Origin of the sequence: Bacillus sp. bc15 (genome assembly GCF_900142585.1) — a bacterium.
GTDB classification, from domain to species: Bacteria; Bacillota; Bacilli; order Bacillales; family Bacillaceae_G; genus Bacillus_A; species Bacillus_A cereus.
In genome coordinates this window covers 363,878-379,914 of record NZ_FRBJ01000002.1, presented here as the reverse complement: position 1 = coordinate 379,914, position 16,037 = coordinate 363,878, and the positions used below count along the sequence as shown (strand labels likewise).

Here is a 16,037-nt window from a genome sequence, read left to right as displayed (position 1 = left end):
GAAGTAGAAGTATAGAAAAGACAAACAACTCAGTTTGTCTTTTTTCGTGTACTATAATACAATTATAGTAGCAAACTAACGTTCGTTATGTAAGTGAAAGGTGGGGTTACATGTCACTTCGATTTGTGATTGGTAGAGCGGGAAGTGGAAAAAGTACACTTTGTTTACGCGAAGTGCAAGAAGAGTTAAAACAGCGCCCGAGAGGGAAAACAATATTATATCTTGTGCCAGAACAGATGACATTCCAGACGCAGCAGGCGTTAATTGGAAGTGAGGATGTAAGAGGTTCTATTCGGGCACAAGTTTTTAGTTTTTCACGATTAGCGTGGAAGGTGCTGCAAGAAGTTGGCGGAGCGAGTCGTCTTCATATTGATGAAGCTGGTGTACATATGTTACTCCGTAAAATTGTAGAGTCTCGTAAAGATGGATTATCGGTGTTCCAAAAAGCAGCGGAGCAAAACGGTTTCTTTGAACATCTTGGCAGTATGATCGCGGAGTTTAAACGTTACAATGTAACGCCATCTAACGTATATGAAATGTGGCAACAATTAGATGCGCATAGTAGCAGTGCCGAACAAAAGTTACTAGCGAATAAAGTGTATGATTTACAGTTACTATACGATGATTTTGAACGTGCTTTAATTGGAAAATACTTAGATTCAGAAGACTACCTGCAATTGCTAGTGGAAAAGCTTCCGCAGTCTGAATATGTAAATGGTGCGGAAATTTATATAGATGGATTTCATTCATTCTCCCCGCAAGAGTTAGAGATTGTAAGACAGCTTATGATTTGCGGAGCGAAAGTTACGATCACGTTAACGATAGATGAAAAAACGTTAGCACAGCCAGTAAATGAACTCGATTTATTTTATGAAACGACGTTAACGTATGAAAAAATAAAACAAGTAGCGCGTGAAGAGAAAATAGAAATTGAAAAAACAATTCCACTTATGGAACAGCCGCGTTTTCATTCTCCAGCATTAGCGCATTTAGAAGCTCATTATGAAGCGCGTCCGAATGAAAAATTTAACGGTGAAGCGAGTGTAACGATTAGTACAGCTGCGAATTTACGAGCGGAGGTAGAAGGTGTTGCTCGTGAAATTCGTAAACTTGTTGCGGACGAAAAATATCGTTACCGAGATATTGCAGTGCTTCTTCGTAATGGGGAAAGTTATTACGATGTGATGCGAACGTTATTTACAGATTACAATATCCCGCACTTCATCGATGAAAAGCGCCCGATGTCACACCACCCATTGGTAGAATGTATTCGTTCTGCACTCGAGATTATTAGTGGGAATTGGCGTTATGATGCGGTGTTCCGTTGCGTGAAAACAGAGCTTTTATATCCATTAGACGTAAGAAAAGAAGCGATGCGTGAAGAAATGGATGAATTTGAAAATTACTGTTTAGCGTACGGTGTACAAGGAAAGAGATGGACTGCTGAAGATCCATGGATGTATCGCCGTTATCGTTCTCTTGATGATACGAACGGGATGATTACAGACAGTGAACGTGAAATGGAAGAGAAAATAAATAGGCTACGTGACGTTGTAAGAACACCTGTTATTCGCATGCAAAAAAGGTTAAAGCGTGCAGGAACAGTTATGCAAATGTGTGAAGCAGTTTACTTGTTTTTAGAAGAACTGGATGTTCCGAAGAAACTAGAAGAATTACGTATACGTGCAGAAGAAAGTGGAGATTTCTTATTTGCGACAGATCATGAACAAGTATGGGAAGAAGTAATGAGCCTTCTTGATACATTTGTAGAGATGCTTGGGGAAGAGAAAATGCCTCTTTCTATGTTTACTGACGTTATGTCGACAGGTCTTGAGGCACTTCAATTTGCTAACATTCCGCCGTCATTAGACCAAGTGTTAATTGCTAATATTGATCACTCCAGGTTATCTGATGTGAGAGCAACGTTTATTATAGGTGTAAATGAGGGTGTCATTCCAGCAGCACCTATGGATGAAGGTATGCTTTCTGATGAGGAAAGAGAAGTTCTTGGTGCAGCAGGGATTGAATTAGCGCCAACGACGAGACAAACTTTGTTAGAAGAACAGTTCGTTATGTATCAAATGGTAACGAGAGCATCTGAGAAGTTATACATTTCATGCCCGCTTGCAGATGAAGAAGGAAAGACGTTACTTGCGTCTAGCTTTATTAAGAAAATAAAAAGAATGTTCCCTAATGTGAAAGATTCGTTTATTACGAATGATGTAAACGACTTATCACGCTCAGAACAAATTTCATATGTAGCAACGCCAGAAGTGACGTTATCTTACGTTATGCAGCAACTACAAACGTGGAAACGATACGGATTTGAAGGGAATTTAGATTTTTGGTGGGATGTATATAATTTCTACGTAACGTCAGATGAATGGAAACAAAAAAGTAGTCGCGTGCTATCAAGTTTATTTTACCGAAATCGTGCGCAGAAACTAAGTACAGCAGTAAGTAGAGATTTATACGGAGATACAATTAAAGGAAGCGTCTCTCGTATGGAACTATTTAATCGTTGTGCATACGCTCATTTCGCGCAGCATGGTTTGTCGCTTAGAGAGCGTGATATTTTCAAACTTGATGCGCCAGATATCGGCGAATTATTCCATGCGGCATTAAAGAAAATTGCGGACAAGTTATTGCGTGAAAACCGCACTTGGGCGGATTTATCAATAAAAGAATGTGAACATCTTTCTGTTTTAGTAATAGAAGAAATTGCACCGTTATTACAACGACAAATTTTATTAAGTTCAAATCGTCATTTCTATTTAAAACAAAAACTACAACAAATTATTTTCCGCACGTCAATCATTCTTCGTGAACATGCGAAGTCGAGCGGATTCGTACCAGTTGATTTAGAGGTGCCGTTCGGTATGGGTGGTACAGGGTCACTTCCGCCAATGGAATTCTCATTACCAAATGGTGTAAAGATGGAAGTAGTCGGTCGTATTGACCGTGTTGATAAGGCAGAAGATGAAAACGGGACGTTCTTACGTATTATTGATTATAAATCAAGTTCAAAAGCGTTAGATTTAACGGAAGTGTATTACGGATTAGCACTTCAAATGTTAACGTATTTAGATGTTGTTACTTCGAATGCACAGACGTGGATGAAAAAAGGCCACGCAGCATCACCAGCTGGTGTATTGTATTTCCATATTCATAACCCAATCGTTGAGATGAAAGGTGACGCATCTGAAGCTGAAATTGAAAAAGAAATTTTAAAGAAATTTAAAATGAAAGGACTCGTATTAGGAGATGCTGACGTTGTTCGTTTAATGGATAACAAACTTTCAACAGGAAGCTCAGATATTATTTCTGCTGGCCTGAAAAAAGACGGTAGCTTTAGTGCGCGTTCAAGTATTGCAAGTGAGCAAGAGTTTAACGTACTGCAAAAATATGTACACCATACGTTTGAAAATATTGGAAAAGATATTACAGAAGGTGTTATCGATATTGCTCCTTATAAAATGGGAAATAAAGCAGCATGTACGTTCTGTAACTTCAAATCTGTTTGTCAATTTGATGAGTCACTTGAAGATAATCAGTTCCGATCGTTAAAAGATATGAAAGATAGCGAAGCGATGGAGAAAATAAGAGAGGAGGTTGGCGGAGAATGATAGAAAATTGGCCTAAAAAACCAGAAGGTAGTCAATGGACAGATGACCAGTGGAAAGCTGTTGTAGCGAACGGACGTGATATTTTAGTTGCGGCTGCAGCTGGATCAGGTAAAACAGCAGTATTAGTTGAACGTATTATTAAAAAGATTATTAATGAAGAGAACCCAGTCGATGTCGACCGCCTGCTCGTTGTAACATTTACGAATGCAGCAGCGCAAGAGATGAAAAACCGAATCGGGGAAGCGTTAGAAAAGGTATTAATTGATGAACCAGGCTCTCAACACGTAAGAAAGCAGCTGAGCCTATTAAATAAAGCTTCCATTTCAACAATTCACTCATTCTGTTTACAAGTAATTAGAGGATATTACTACATGCTTGATGTTGATCCTCGTTTCCGTATTGCGAATCAAACAGAAAATGAATTGTTAAAAGAAGAAGTGCTAGATGACATATTAGAAGAAGAGTATGGCATCGAAGATAATACGATATTCTTTGAACTCGTTGATCGTTATACGAGTGACCGTAGTGATGATGACTTACAACGTATGATTTTAGCGCTTCATACAGAATCAAGAGCGCATCCAAATCCGGAAAAATGGCTTGATAAATTAGTAGAAGCATATGACGTAGAAGGAAAGACAATTGAGGATTTAGTATATGCTTCTTATTTATTAGAAGATGTGAAATTCCAGCTTGAAACAGCGGAACAGCATATTCGTAAGGCAACTGAACTCGCAATGCTTCCTGACGGTCCAGCGCCTCGCATTGAAACCCTGCAAGCAGATGTAGCTTTACTTGGAACGCTATCATCAGCTGCTCGTGAGTCGTGGACAAGATTGTATGAAGCGATGCAAAACGTATCGTGGCAAACGTTAAAGCGTATTAAGAAAAGTGATTACAATGAAGATGTTGTAAAACAAGTAGACTCTCTTCGTAATAAAGCGAAAGATGAAGTGAAGAAATTACAGGAAGAGTTATTTAGCCGCAAACCGGAAAGTTTCTTACGAGATTTTCAAGATATGCACCCAGTATTAGAAAAGCTTGTTCAACTTGTAAAAGTATTTACAGAGCGTTTCCAAGCGATGAAGCGAGATAAAGGAATGGTCGATTTTACAGATTTAGAGCATTTCTGTTTACAAATTTTAAGTGAACAAAGTGAAAATGGTGAAATGAATCCGTCAGCAGTGGCGCTCCAATATCGTAATAAATTTGCTGAAGTATTAGTCGATGAATATCAAGACACGAACTTTGTACAGGAATCCATTATTAAATTCGTAACGAAAGATTCTGAGAGTGAAGGAAACTTGTTCATGGTTGGTGACGTAAAGCAGTCGATTTATCGTTTCCGACTAGCCGAGCCAGGACTATTCTTAGGAAAATATAAACGCTTCACACAAGAAGGATTGGGCGGCGGAATGAAGATTGACTTAGCGAAAAACTTCCGTAGTCGTCATGAAGTACTAGCAGGTACGAACTTTATTTTTAAACAAATTATGGGCGAAGAAGTTGGGGAAATTGACTACGATGCTGACGCTGAACTAAAGCTAGGTGCTACCTATCCAGAAGGTGAAGATGTAGCAGCAGAATTACTATGTATTCAGCAAACGGAAGAAGAAGTAATGGATGGAGAAGAAGGTGCAGAAGTCGAAAAAGCACAGCTAGAAGCTCGTCTTATGGCGCAGCGTATTAAAGCGATGGTTGATTCAGGTTATGAAGTGTATGATCGTAAAACGGATAGTATGCGCCCTGTACAATACCGTGATTTCGTTATTTTACTCCGCTCGATGCCGTGGGCGCCGCAAATTATGGAAGAGTTAAAATTGCAAGGAATTCCAGTATATGCTGACCTTGCGACTGGTTATTTTGAAGCGACAGAAGTAAATATTATGATGAACGTATTCCGCGTTATTGATAATCCGATGCAAGATATTCCGCTTGCAGCTGTACTTCGTTCACCGATTGTGGGACTAAATGATGAAGACCTTGCGACGCTTCGTGCTCATGGGAAGAAAGGGTCATTTTATGAAGTAATGAGCTCGTTCTTAAAAGGAGCACCGCTTGAAGAAGAGCAAGAACTTCATGATAAATTAGAGTGGTTTTATAATTTACTGCAAGGATGGCGTGAATTTGCCCGTCAACAATCCCTTTCTGATTTAATTTGGAAAGTGTACGGTGAGACAGGTTATTACGACTTCGTTGGCGGTTTACCAGCTGGAAAGCAAAGGCAGGCAAACTTGCGCGTGCTATATGACCGTGCAAGACAATATGAAGCAACATCATTTAGAGGGTTATTCCGCTTCTTGCGTTTTATTGAACGTATTTTAGAACGCGGTGATGATATGGGTACGGCGAGAGCCCTCGGTGAACAAGAAGACGTTGTTCGCATTATGACGATTCATAAAAGTAAAGGGCTAGAGTTCCCGGTCGTATTTGTAGCCGGACTCGGTCGTCGTTTTAATACACAAGACTTAATGAAGCGTTTCTTACTGCATAAAGATTTCGGTTTCGGTTCACAATTTATCGATCCGCGTAAACGAATTAAATATACGACATTATCACAGCTTGCGATTAAGCGTAAAATGAAAATGGAATTAATTGCAGAAGAAATGCGCGTATTATACGTAGCGTTAACGCGTGCGAAAGAGAAGCTAATTTTAATCGGAACAGTTAAGGATGCAACTAAGGAAATGGAAAAATGGCTTGATGCGAGGGAACATAGTGAATGGTTATTACCAGATCACATACGTGCTGGGGCGTCTTGTTATTTAGACTGGATTGCACCTTCATTATATAGACACCGTGATAGTGAAATGCTTCTTGAATTAGGACAAGGAAGCATTCCGGATGAAATTTACGGGTATGACACTAGCTGGAAAGTAGAAGTTGTGGACGGTAACACGCTTCTTGCACCAGAGCCAGTTCAAGAAGAGAAACAAGAATTGTTAGAAGCGCTTCGTGAGAAAAAGGCTGTTCCCCTGCAAAGTGAACGGAAAGAAGAAGTGTACGACAGATTAATGTGGAAGTACGGATATGAGGATGCGACATCTCATCGTGCGAAGCAATCTGTTACAGAAATAAAGAGAAATTATCAATCTGAAGAAGGTAGCGATAACGCCTTTATTAAAAAACTACGTGCACCAATTAAAACACGTCCGCGCTTTATGGAGAAAAAAGGGTTAACGTACGCAGAGCGTGGAACAGCAGTCCATGCCGTTATGCAGCATGTAGATTTGAAGAAACCGATTACGGCCGAAACGCTACAAGAACAAATCGCAGGAATGGTAAATAAGGAATTATTAACATTCGAGCAGGCGGAAGAAATAGCAATTGAAAAAGTAATTTCATTCTTTGACAGTGACTTAGGTAAAAGGGTATTAGCGGCAAAAAGTGTAGAGCGTGAAGTACCATTTACGATGATGCTTGCAGCAGAAGAAGCATATCAAGATTGGCAAGGGAAGAGTGAAGAAACGATTCTTGTCCAAGGGGTTATCGACTGCATGATCGAAGAGGAAGATGACATTACGTTAATCGACTTCAAAACAGATACGATTGAAGGGAAATTCCCAGGCGGATTCGAACAAGCAAAACCAATTTTAGAAGATCGATATAAAGTGCAACTTTCGTTATATGCAAAAGCACTCGAGAAAAGCTTACAACATCCTGTCAAAGAGAAATGTTTATATTTCTTTGATGGGAATCACGTTGTAAATATTGAAGAATAGAGGGGCTTGAAAATGGTAACGGAAAAAACGTTAAGAACTTGTGAACAGGGACACGAGTATTATAAAAGTAGCGATTGTCCAACTTGCCCAACCTGTGAGAAAGAGAGAAAACCAAAAGAAGGTTTTCTCTCTCTTCTTTCAGCACCAGCAAGAAGGGCATTAGAACACCATGGAATTCAAACTGTAGAAGAACTCTCAAAATATAGTGAAAAAGAAATTTTAAAACTGCATGGTATGGGACCTGCGTCTTTGCCGAAGCTTAGACAAGCTTTGGAGGAGAGCGGATTATCATTTAAATAAAATGAAATAGTGCCTCTTCACTCCTTACTTGTTTATACCACTATTTGTGAACAGTAAAGCTCTTGCTGATTAAAATTTCATTTTAATAATTTGAATTAGATAAAAGAAAAAAGTAGGAGAATATCTCCTACTTTTTTTACGCTGTTCCAATCTGATCTTGATCCGCCACATCAGAATCAAACGTATTTGTTGCACTAACACCGTTAAAAGTATTCACGACAAATCCAACATTAGAAGCTCCGGATCCATTATAAGCTTTCGTGTTTTCTTTCGGAGATACGTTATAAAAATCTCCTAAGTTGAAAGAGCCGTTACTGTTTTGAACGACGAGATTTCCTACAACCGAAGGCATACCATCCACCTACTTTACTAAGCTTTTTAATTACTATATGAATTATTGTGCGGAAGGTTCATCTGTAATATATTGGCGGATTTGCATAATACGAGAGTTATTAAAAACATAATCAACATTTCCAATTTGAAAGCAACCAGAATTTAAAAGTGTCCGTAATTCAACGTTATTAACTTCAATAAAAGGGCATTCATTTACAATATTTAAATTTACATCTGTCGTTCGTTTTGGAATTGTAATGTGTTCATCTGTAAAGATTTCAAAAGCATCAAAACGACCTTCTCCCTTTATATAACAAGGAATTTCACGGTGGACGGCAAGAGCTCTACTTTTTAATTCCATTTGGTTTGCATCTCCAACTTGCAATACGGCAGTAATCCCTAAAGAAATAATAGAAACATTTTGGACAATGGACACATGATGCAACATAATTTCTCAGTCTCCTTAACCTGGAGTAGGAGGGACATCTGTTACTAATGGTACAAATGGACCCTCTGTAACTGTTTCAAATGGTGTATCGAGAATAGAAGATAGAATGAGGAGATTTGCATCTCCAATTAAAAAGAGTGCGGACGACGATACACCGTTCATTTTAATCTGTCCGACTTTTAACTCACGGTTTACAACGTTAAGGTTCATACATACTTACTCCTTTCGGAAATTTCCCGGTATGTGCTGAATAAAGGAGAGAAAGGCTTTGTCAATATCTTGTTTCATTGCCTGAATAATGATATCTCGTAAATAATCTGGATCTGTTGAAATACCTTCATATGATTGCGCTTGTGATAAATAATAAGGGAGTCGATGCTCCATCTGTTTTTTTATGTCATCTACCATCATTTGTCGATACATTTCATCAAGCGGTGTTCTCTCTTCTTGTTCAAAATGGAGAATACGATTATATGCTTCTTCATCTAAGTATCGATGCATTTCTTGGAGGATACCTTGATAAAAGTCTGGGTTTGTTTCGGTTTCAGGGTTTACCTTCAATGTTTCTGTATCCACTTGAAAATCTTCAATTTGTTGTCCTTTTGCTGAAAATGGGTTTAAACCAATATTTAAAGTACCATTTAAATTTTCGACTTTTAATTGATCGAATTTGTATTCCACTTTTCCTACAGAAGAGGAGGGGCGATTTTTTAATTCGTTAAGCTCTTCTTGGAGTTGGCGCACTTGTTCTTCTAAATTTAGGATGGCTGCTTGTTGTGTTTGAAGAGCTTGTTGAAGTTGGTGTAAGTAAGTATATATATCTTGATTCATTTGTGAAACCTCCTTTTCAATAGGGAGGGTAAAAATATTCCTGCTATATATTTATGACAAGGATGTCTTAAGAAGAACTAGTTGATGGTTTGATAGAAATAATTTGTCCTTTTGCCTGTAATGGGCGAAGCGGCTCCGTAAATCCGCCCGTATTTGAAAATTTAGATAGGGCTTTAATACTTCCGGCAGTACCAATTTGGAACACAGAAGAGGTTGTAATACTATCAATTTTAATACTGTTGATGATGATACTTTGGTTTACATAAAAATTCAATGCAATTGCCTCCTTTAAGTTGAGCCAATTATCGCTTGATCGATTACATCTGAATCGTTGACAGTCGTTGCACTTTGATAATTGTAGACAGAAACATTATCTCCAACGTTGAAAGAGCCGGCCCCGGCGAAAGCACGTGAGTAACTAATAGGCCTAATCGCAAATACATCTCCAATATGAAAAATACCACTTGATCCAATATTGACGATACGAATATGTCCGACCATAGCTGGCATACAAAACACCCTTCGTTTTTAAAATTTTCTTTTCTACTATTGTATGGGCGTTTCCAATAAAATGTGTGTTTTTTTGAAATAAAAGAAACACACGCGTTATTGCGTGTGTGTGTTGAACGTTTGAGTAGGGTGTAAATCCGTATGTACATGACAAATTACATTTAAGAGCCTGTCCAGTTCTTGGCTACAATCCACTGTTCTTTGAGAAGTCATTCCATAGCGTTCAGCAAAATAGATCATTTTTTCACGTTTTTTTTCAATAGCTTGCTCAAACATTGAAATCGGCTCCATCTCTAAATGAAATTTTTAGTATATATGTAGTACATATTATACAAAAACTCCATAAAAAAGAAATACCTTCGCTAAAAAAAGTAAAATTTCTACATTTTATGCTAAATAATGAATAAGTAACGAATAAGTGCGAGAAGAATATTGTAAAAATTAGCGTGCATGAGAAGGTTTTTTTCTTGCGGATGCGAATACAATTAAAAGGTATGAGTTTTAGGATGGAGAGTGGAAATATTGCGTTTTGTAACGGCGAAGAAAGAAGAAAAGGTATTTGTAGGTATTGTGGATGAAGAAGAAGAAAAGGTATTACACTTAAGAGAAGCGCAAAGACAAAAAGGGGAAAAGGTTACAATCCCTATTACAATGTTAGAGTGTATTGAAAGAGGGACTGAATGCTTTGAGAAAGTATGTGAAATTGTAAATTGGGCAAAAGAGAACGGGGAAGCGGCGTATTATCCGTTAACAGAGGTGAAAATATTAGCGCCGATTCCAAGGCCAAGAAAGAATATTTTGTGCGTTGGAAAAAACTATCGTGAGCATGCGGTAGAAATGGGCGGAGTAGAGTCTATTCCAGAAAATATAATGATCTTTACGAAAGCACCAACAACAGTTATTGGCATAAATGAGCAAATTAATGGTCACCCTCACGCAACGGACGAACTAGATTACGAAGGAGAACTAGCTATCATTATTGGTAAGCGAGGGAAGCAAATTAAAGAAGAAAAAGCGCTTGAGCATGTTTTTGGTTATACGATTATAAATGATGTAACAGCTCGAGATATTCAAAGAAAACATAAACAGTTTTTCCTTGGGAAAAGCTTCGATACATTTTGTCCGATGGGACCGTATTTAATTCATAAATCGGTGGTTGAAACGCCGAATGCATTACACATTGAAACGGTAGTAAATGGAGAAGTAAGGCAAACTTCCAACACAAATAAAATGATTTTTTCAATAGAAGAAATTATTTCAACGATAAGCAAAGGAATGACTTTAGAACCAGGCGATATTATCGCAACAGGAACGCCGGCTGGTGTCGGAAAAGGTTTTACACCACCGAAGTTTTTACATGCTGGTGATGAAGTGGTCATTACAGTGGAAAGAATTGGTACTTTGCGAAATGTAGTGAAATGAGAAAAGAGCTATCTTGTATAAAGATAGCTTTTTTCTATGGTCTCGGATTATAGAGATAATCGATAACGGCAAAAGTGTAAAGACCAATTAATGCAAGTGTACAAATGCCAAATAATATAACCGCAAGTGCGCTTTTTTCTCGTCCAAATCCAATAATAGTAAGAATAACAGCAGTCCAAAATGATGCTTTCAGTAGTGTGAGTGTAGTAGGAGTTGAGTAATGAAGCCATGTTGTGGAAAGTAGGAAACTAAAGAATGTAACTAAAATAAACGCTGTAGCTAAATAGTTAATATGTTTACCGTATCTTAGTAGCATATCGCACCTCCTTTATGAATTTAAAATACAGAAAATTACAATTTTAGCTTAATATAATTGAATCTAAAAAGAAAGAGGTTGTCCCAACATGTTGGGCAACCTCTCTATTATTACGATAATACAGCTTTAATTTTTTGGAATGCCCACTCTAAATCTTCTTCAGAGATTACTAGAGGTGGTGCGATACGAATTACGTTTTCGTGTGTTTCTTTACATAGTAGACCAGCTGCTTTTAGTTGTTCACAGTAAGGGCGAGCTGGCTCGTTTAATTCGATACCGATGAATAAACCTTTACCGCGAACTTCAGTGATCATTGGGTTATCAATTTCTTTTAATTGCCCAACTAATTTTTCTCCTAATTGAAGAGAACGCTCTGTTAATTTTTCTTCTTCTAACACTTCAAGAGCTGCGATAGAAACAGCACATGCAAGTGGGTTACCGCCGAATGTAGAACCATGAGAACCTGGCTCAAATACACCTAAAATGTCGCGGTTTGCTGCAACGCAAGAGATCGGGAACACACCGCCACCAAGGGCTTTACCAAGTATGTACATGTCAGGAGTTACATCGTCCCAGTCACAAGCGAATACTTTACCAGTACGGCCTAAGCCTGTTTGGATTTCATCTGCTACGAATAAAACGTTTTCTTTTTTACATACTTCAAGAGCTTCTTTTAAGTAACCAGCTGGTGGGATGTTAATTCCTGCTTCACCTTGAATTGGCTCTAAAATGAATGCTGCTGTGTTTGGTGTAATTGCGGCTTTTAATGCTTCTAAATCACCGTAAGGAATTACAACGATGCCAGGAAGCATTGGACCGAATCCACGCTTGTACTCTTCATTTGAAGACATAGAAACAGAACCCATTGTACGTCCGTGGAAGTTATCTTCACAAACGATGATTTCAGCACGGTTTGCTTCTACTTTCTTCACATCATAAGCCCAGCGACGAACTGTTTTAATTGCAGTTTCAACAGCTTCAGCACCTGTATTCATTGGAAGTACCATTTCTTTATTAGTTAGTTTCGCAACTTTTTCGTACCAAGGACCTAATTGATCGCTATGGAAAGCACGAGAAGTTAACGTAACACGATTAGCTTGTTCAATTAAAGCGTTAATAATTTTCGGGTGACGATGACCTTGGTTTACTGCAGAATATGCACTTAATAAGTCCATATAGCGGTTTCCTTCAGGATCTTCTACCCAAACACCTTCTGCTTTAGAAATAACGATTGGAAGTGGGTGATAGTTATTTGCTCCATATGTGTCTGTAAGTTCGATAATATCCTTAGTTTGAATCATGATTGTTCCCCCTTTTGTTATTACAAGAAGTTTGTAAATACTCTAAATATTATAGCATTTAAATGTAAAAAAGCGAAACATTTCCTGAAAATAAATGAACATGTTATCATATAGAGTGAAAAAGTGTGAAAAGAGGAGGTAAGGGATACGATGGTACATATGCATATTACAGCATGGGCATTAGGTTTAATTTTATTCTTCGTTGCGTATTCACTTTATTCAGCAGGAAGAAAAGGTAAAGGTGTACATATGGGGCTTCGTCTTATGTACATTATCATTATTGTGACAGGTTTCATGTTGTACATGGGGATTATGAAGACTGCAACAAGTAACATGCACATGTGGTATGGTTTAAAAATGATAGCTGGTATTTTAGTTATCGGTGGAATGGAAATGGTTCTTGTGAAAATGAGCAAGAACAAAGCAACAGGGGCAGTTTGGGGGCTATTTATTGTTGCATTAGTAGCAGTATTTTACCTTGGACTGAAATTACCGATTGGTTGGCAAGTATTCTAATAAAGAAAATAAAACCACCTTATAATCTCAAAGACTTGGGAGCTAAGGTGGTTTTTACTTTTTATGTCGCATCGATATGTAACTCTTCTCCATTTACTTTCGTAAAACGGAACATGTTTTTATTGGATGTAGTGTGACGGACGAAATGATGCTGTAGTGTACAGATCATCTCTTCGTTATCAAACAAAAGAATATTTACTCCTTCGCGTGACTCCTCTTTCGGTAAGAAAGATAAATAATTATGACAATACATGCAATCATATAAAGAGTAGTGAAGTGATTGCAATGATTCGGTTAATAATGTGAAGACAGAGTCAGGTAATTCCTCGAGCCATTCATTATAGCTAAGAAGTAATTTTTTTCGAATACGTATCATTTCCCCGTTTTGCAGGTGGTGCTGTTCGTTGGCGATTTGTAATATATCTTGTTCATAGAAACGAGCTGGTAGCCAGTTGTTGTTATATAAAATCTCAAAACCATCTTCGGCAATATCTTCTAATAAAAATGCTTCATCATTTTCATCATCAAAGAATACCCATTCATTGTTTATATATTCTACATTACCGACTGTATGAGCGCGGGGCTGGTTATATAAAATATGGTTACGTTGTATCATACATGATTTCTCCTTTATAAAAAGTAGTTATTCCTGTTATAGACAGTTCGTGCATTCTTTATAACTAGACACATCTAGACATAGGTGGGCATACAATAAAACACGTTTTACTGAGTGAGAATGCTATTCCATATGTGGATAGTAGGTTATCGTCAAGTTTTCCATTTTTTGATCCGCACTCTTAGGGTGGGGATTACTGCACGTTCAAGAAAAGAAATAAGATGGAAGGATGATTTATATGTGCGGGATTACAGGATGGGTGGATTATAAACGCTCATTAGAAGGAGAAAGAGATGTCGTTACGAAGATGGCTGAGACGTTAGCGAAACGTGGTCCGGATGATAATAAAGTTTGGATTAAAGGCAATGTCGCATTTGGGCATAAACGTTTAATCGTTGTGGACCCTGAGGGCGGGAAACAACCGATGACTTGTTTAAAAGATGAAACGAATTACGCCATTTGCTATAACGGTGAACTTTATAACACAGAAGACATTCGAAAGGAATTATTAAGAAGAGGGTATACGTTTAAAGGTCATTCTGATACAGAAGTATTATTAGCTTCTTATATTGAATGGAAAGAAGAATGTGTCGATCATTTAAACGGTATATATGCGTTTGCTGTATGGGATGAACAGAAAGAACAAGTATTTATTGCGCGAGATCGACTAGGTGTAAAACCGCTATTTTATAAATATGATAGTGGGCGATTACTATTTGGTTCAGAGTTAAAAGCGATACTGGCTCATCCAGATGTGAAGGCGGAAGTAACGTTAGAAGGGTTATCCGAAATATTCGGCCTCGGACCGTCAAGAACGCCTGGCCATGGTATTTATGCTGGTATAAAAGAATTACGTCCAGGTCATGCGATGACATTTTCAAAGAACGGTTTATGTATATGGAGATATTGGAATGTAGAAAGTAAAAAACATGAAGACTCTTTTGAAGAAACAGTAGAGAAAACGCGCTTTTTATTACAAGATGCCATTACAAGACAGCTTGTTTCTGATGTACCACTATGTACTTTTTTATCAGGTGGTGTAGATTCGAGCGCTATTACAGCTATCGCAGCGAAAGAATACGAGAGATCAGGAAAAGGGCAATTACACACGTATTCTATTGATTACGAAGATAATGACAAATACTTTAAAGCGAATGCGTTCCAGCCAAATTCAGATGCTCCGTTTATTAATTTAATGACTGAGACATTTCAAACAACCCATCATCGCTGCGTCATTTCGAATGAAAAATTAGCAGAGTATTTAACTGAAGCAGTACTCGTTCGTGATTTGCCTGGTATGGCAGATATCGATTCGTCATTATTATGGTTTTGTCGTGAAATTAAACAAGATTTTGTCGTCGGTTTATCTGGGGAATGTGCAGATGAAATATTTGGTGGATATCCGTGGTTTTATAGAGAAGATGATTTACAATCGAGTGCCTTTCCGTGGATGCGCTCTACAGAAGCACGTGAACAACTGCTAAAGAAAGAATGGAGAAATAAATTAAATTTACAACAATATGTACAAAGGCGCTATGAAGAGTCGATTCAAGAAGTTCCTATTTTAGAGGGAGAAAGTCCGCTAGAAGCAAAAAGACGCCAATTATTTTATTTAAATATGGTATGGTTTATGACAACATTATTAGACAGAAAAGACCGCATGAGTATGGGGGCAAGTTTAGAAGTACGTGTTCCATTTGCAGATCATCGCCTTGTCGAATATGCGTGGAATATTCCTTGGGAAATGAAAATGTATAAAAACCGCGAAAAAGGTCTATTACGTAAAGCGTTAGAAGATGTACTTCCACATGACATCTTATATAGAAAGAAGAGTCCTTATCCGAAAACGCACAATCCACACTATACAAAAGCAGTAACAGTATGGCTTCAAAATCTATTAACGGATAAAGGTTCAATTTTACACGAATTGTTTGATAAAGGGCAGTTGAACGGATTAATTCAGTCTGGTGGCAGTGCATTTCAAACACCATGGTTTGGTCAATTGATGACTGGGCCACAGCTTTTAGCTCATTTAGCACAAATTCACGTTTGGTTTAAAGAATATGGGGTAAATATTAAGGAATAAGGGAAAAGCG

The 16,037-nt window shown here is 37.9% G+C and carries 16 protein-coding genes; 6 read left to right on the top strand and 10 right to left on the bottom strand.

All coding sequences use genetic code 11. The features are described from left to right. The first annotated feature begins 110 nt into the window (after positions 1 to 110). The 3 genes from addB to BUA87_RS11785 are packed head-to-tail and all read left to right on the top strand — an operon-like array spanning position 111 to position 7,648. Entirely contained in the window at positions 111 to 3,626 is a 3,516-nt protein-coding gene (gene addB, locus BUA87_RS11795; RefSeq protein WP_072939736.1) for a helicase-exonuclease AddAB subunit AddB, read from the top strand. Further along, the gene (gene addA / locus BUA87_RS11790) at positions 3,623 to 7,348 is read left to right on the top strand and encodes a helicase-exonuclease AddAB subunit AddA (RefSeq protein ID WP_072939733.1); all 3,726 of its coding nucleotides are present in this window, start codon (positions 3,623 to 3,625) and stop codon (positions 7,346 to 7,348) included. The genes addB and addA overlap by 4 nt, the downstream gene beginning before the upstream one ends. Before the next feature lie 12 nt (positions 7,349 to 7,360). Beyond that, entirely contained in the window at positions 7,361 to 7,648 is a 288-nt protein-coding gene (locus BUA87_RS11785; protein WP_072939731.1) for an RNA polymerase alpha subunit C-terminal domain-containing protein, read from the top strand. Positions 7,649 to 7,784: 136 nt separating this feature from the next. Here the strand turns inward: BUA87_RS11785 and gerPF are convergent, their stop codons facing one another. The 7 genes from gerPF to BUA87_RS11750 form a co-directional block, all read right to left on the bottom strand. Continuing rightward, complete coding sequence (gene gerPF, locus BUA87_RS11780) at positions 7,785 to 8,000, bottom strand: spore germination protein GerPF (protein ID WP_001141566.1); 216 nt, start codon at positions 7,998 to 8,000, stop codon at positions 7,785 to 7,787. Between the two features lie 42 nt (positions 8,001 to 8,042). Next, positions 8,043 to 8,429 (bottom strand): spore germination protein GerPE, encoded by a 387-nt coding sequence (locus tag BUA87_RS11775; protein WP_016513142.1) that lies wholly within the window; start codon positions 8,427 to 8,429, stop codon positions 8,043 to 8,045. Between the two features lie 15 nt (positions 8,430 to 8,444). Further along, positions 8,445 to 8,639, bottom strand: coding sequence for a spore germination protein GerPD (gerPD, locus tag BUA87_RS11770; RefSeq protein ID WP_001052807.1), 195 nt, complete (start codon positions 8,637 to 8,639; stop codon positions 8,445 to 8,447). 6 nt (positions 8,640 to 8,645) lie between these two features. Continuing rightward, positions 8,646 to 9,260 carry a spore germination protein GerPC gene (gene gerPC, locus BUA87_RS11765; protein ID WP_001070763.1) on the bottom strand — a complete coding sequence of 205 codons (615 nt, stop codon included), beginning with the start codon at positions 9,258 to 9,260 and terminating at the stop codon, positions 8,646 to 8,648. A 67-nt stretch (positions 9,261 to 9,327) separates the two neighbouring features. Continuing rightward, complete coding sequence (gene gerPB, locus BUA87_RS11760) at positions 9,328 to 9,534, bottom strand: spore germination protein GerPB (RefSeq protein ID WP_001012508.1); 207 nt, start codon at positions 9,532 to 9,534, stop codon at positions 9,328 to 9,330. A gap of 14 nt (positions 9,535 to 9,548) precedes the next feature. Next, complete coding sequence (gene gerPA / locus BUA87_RS11755) at positions 9,549 to 9,770, bottom strand: spore germination protein GerPA (RefSeq protein WP_001111187.1); 222 nt, start codon at positions 9,768 to 9,770, stop codon at positions 9,549 to 9,551. Positions 9,771 to 9,866: 96 nt separating this feature from the next. Beyond that, positions 9,867 to 10,046: an aspartyl-phosphate phosphatase Spo0E family protein gene (locus BUA87_RS11750; protein ID WP_000462857.1), complete on the bottom strand. Its 180-nt coding sequence runs from the start codon at positions 10,044 to 10,046 to the stop codon at positions 9,867 to 9,869. 246 nt (positions 10,047 to 10,292) lie between these two features. Between BUA87_RS11750 and BUA87_RS11745 the strand changes: the two genes are divergently transcribed. After that, positions 10,293 to 11,192, top strand: a complete 900-nt coding sequence (locus BUA87_RS11745; protein WP_001213069.1) for a fumarylacetoacetate hydrolase family protein — start codon at positions 10,293 to 10,295, stop codon at positions 11,190 to 11,192. Positions 11,193 to 11,226: 34 nt separating this feature from the next. Here the strand turns inward: BUA87_RS11745 and BUA87_RS11740 are convergent, their stop codons facing one another. Together BUA87_RS11740 and rocD are read right to left on the bottom strand one after the other, a co-directional pair. After that, a complete protein-coding gene (locus BUA87_RS11740) occupies positions 11,227 to 11,508 on the bottom strand; it encodes a hypothetical protein (RefSeq protein ID WP_000926859.1) in 282 nt (93 codons plus the stop codon). Positions 11,509 to 11,618: 110 nt separating this feature from the next. Next, entirely contained in the window at positions 11,619 to 12,809 is a 1,191-nt protein-coding gene (gene rocD, locus BUA87_RS11735; RefSeq protein ID WP_072939729.1) for an ornithine aminotransferase, read from the bottom strand. A 150-nt stretch (positions 12,810 to 12,959) separates the two neighbouring features. On the opposite strand from rocD, the gene BUA87_RS11730 reads away from it, so the two are divergent. Further along, the gene (locus BUA87_RS11730; protein ID WP_000233490.1) at positions 12,960 to 13,325 is read left to right on the top strand and encodes a YisL family protein; all 366 of its coding nucleotides are present in this window, start codon (positions 12,960 to 12,962) and stop codon (positions 13,323 to 13,325) included. 61 nt (positions 13,326 to 13,386) lie between these two features. On the opposite strand, the gene BUA87_RS11725 is transcribed toward BUA87_RS11730, so the two are convergent. Continuing rightward, on the bottom strand, positions 13,387 to 13,941 hold the full coding sequence (locus BUA87_RS11725) for a DUF2777 domain-containing protein (RefSeq protein ID WP_000616066.1): 555 nt from the start codon (positions 13,939 to 13,941) through the stop codon (positions 13,387 to 13,389). 238 nt (positions 13,942 to 14,179) lie between these two features. Between BUA87_RS11725 and asnB the strand changes: the two genes are divergently transcribed. After that, entirely contained in the window at positions 14,180 to 16,027 is a 1,848-nt protein-coding gene (gene asnB, locus BUA87_RS11720) for an asparagine synthase (glutamine-hydrolyzing) (protein ID WP_072939726.1), read from the top strand. The last annotated feature ends 10 nt before the right edge of the window (positions 16,028 to 16,037 follow it).

Coding starts and splice junctions, on each gene's coding strand:
- gerPA (WP_001111187.1), bottom strand. CDS start 9,770: ATGCCAGCTATGGTCGGACATATTCGTATCGTCAATATTGGATCAAGT.
- addA (WP_072939733.1), top strand. CDS start 3,623: ATGATAGAAAATTGGCCTAAAAAACCAGAAGGTAGTCAATGGACAGAT.
- gerPD (WP_001052807.1), bottom strand. CDS start 8,639: ATGAACCTTAACGTTGTAAACCGTGAGTTAAAAGTCGGACAGATTAAA.
- BUA87_RS11785 (WP_072939731.1), top strand. CDS start 7,361: ATGGTAACGGAAAAAACGTTAAGAACTTGTGAACAGGGACACGAGTAT.
- asnB (WP_072939726.1), top strand. CDS start 14,180: ATGTGCGGGATTACAGGATGGGTGGATTATAAACGCTCATTAGAAGGA.
- BUA87_RS11740 (WP_000926859.1), bottom strand. CDS start 11,508: ATGCTACTAAGATACGGTAAACATATTAACTATTTAGCTACAGCGTTT.
- BUA87_RS11725 (WP_000616066.1), bottom strand. CDS start 13,941: ATGATACAACGTAACCATATTTTATATAACCAGCCCCGCGCTCATACA.
- BUA87_RS11730 (WP_000233490.1), top strand. CDS start 12,960: ATGGTACATATGCATATTACAGCATGGGCATTAGGTTTAATTTTATTC.
- rocD (WP_072939729.1), bottom strand. CDS start 12,809: ATGATTCAAACTAAGGATATTATCGAACTTACAGACACATATGGAGCA.
- addB (WP_072939736.1), top strand. CDS start 111: ATGTCACTTCGATTTGTGATTGGTAGAGCGGGAAGTGGAAAAAGTACA.
- gerPC (WP_001070763.1), bottom strand. CDS start 9,260: ATGAATCAAGATATATATACTTACTTACACCAACTTCAACAAGCTCTT.
- gerPF (WP_001141566.1), bottom strand. CDS start 8,000: ATGCCTTCGGTTGTAGGAAATCTCGTCGTTCAAAACAGTAACGGCTCT.
- BUA87_RS11775 (WP_016513142.1), bottom strand. CDS start 8,429: ATGTTGCATCATGTGTCCATTGTCCAAAATGTTTCTATTATTTCTTTA.
- BUA87_RS11750 (WP_000462857.1), bottom strand. CDS start 10,046: ATGTTTGAGCAAGCTATTGAAAAAAAACGTGAAAAAATGATCTATTTT.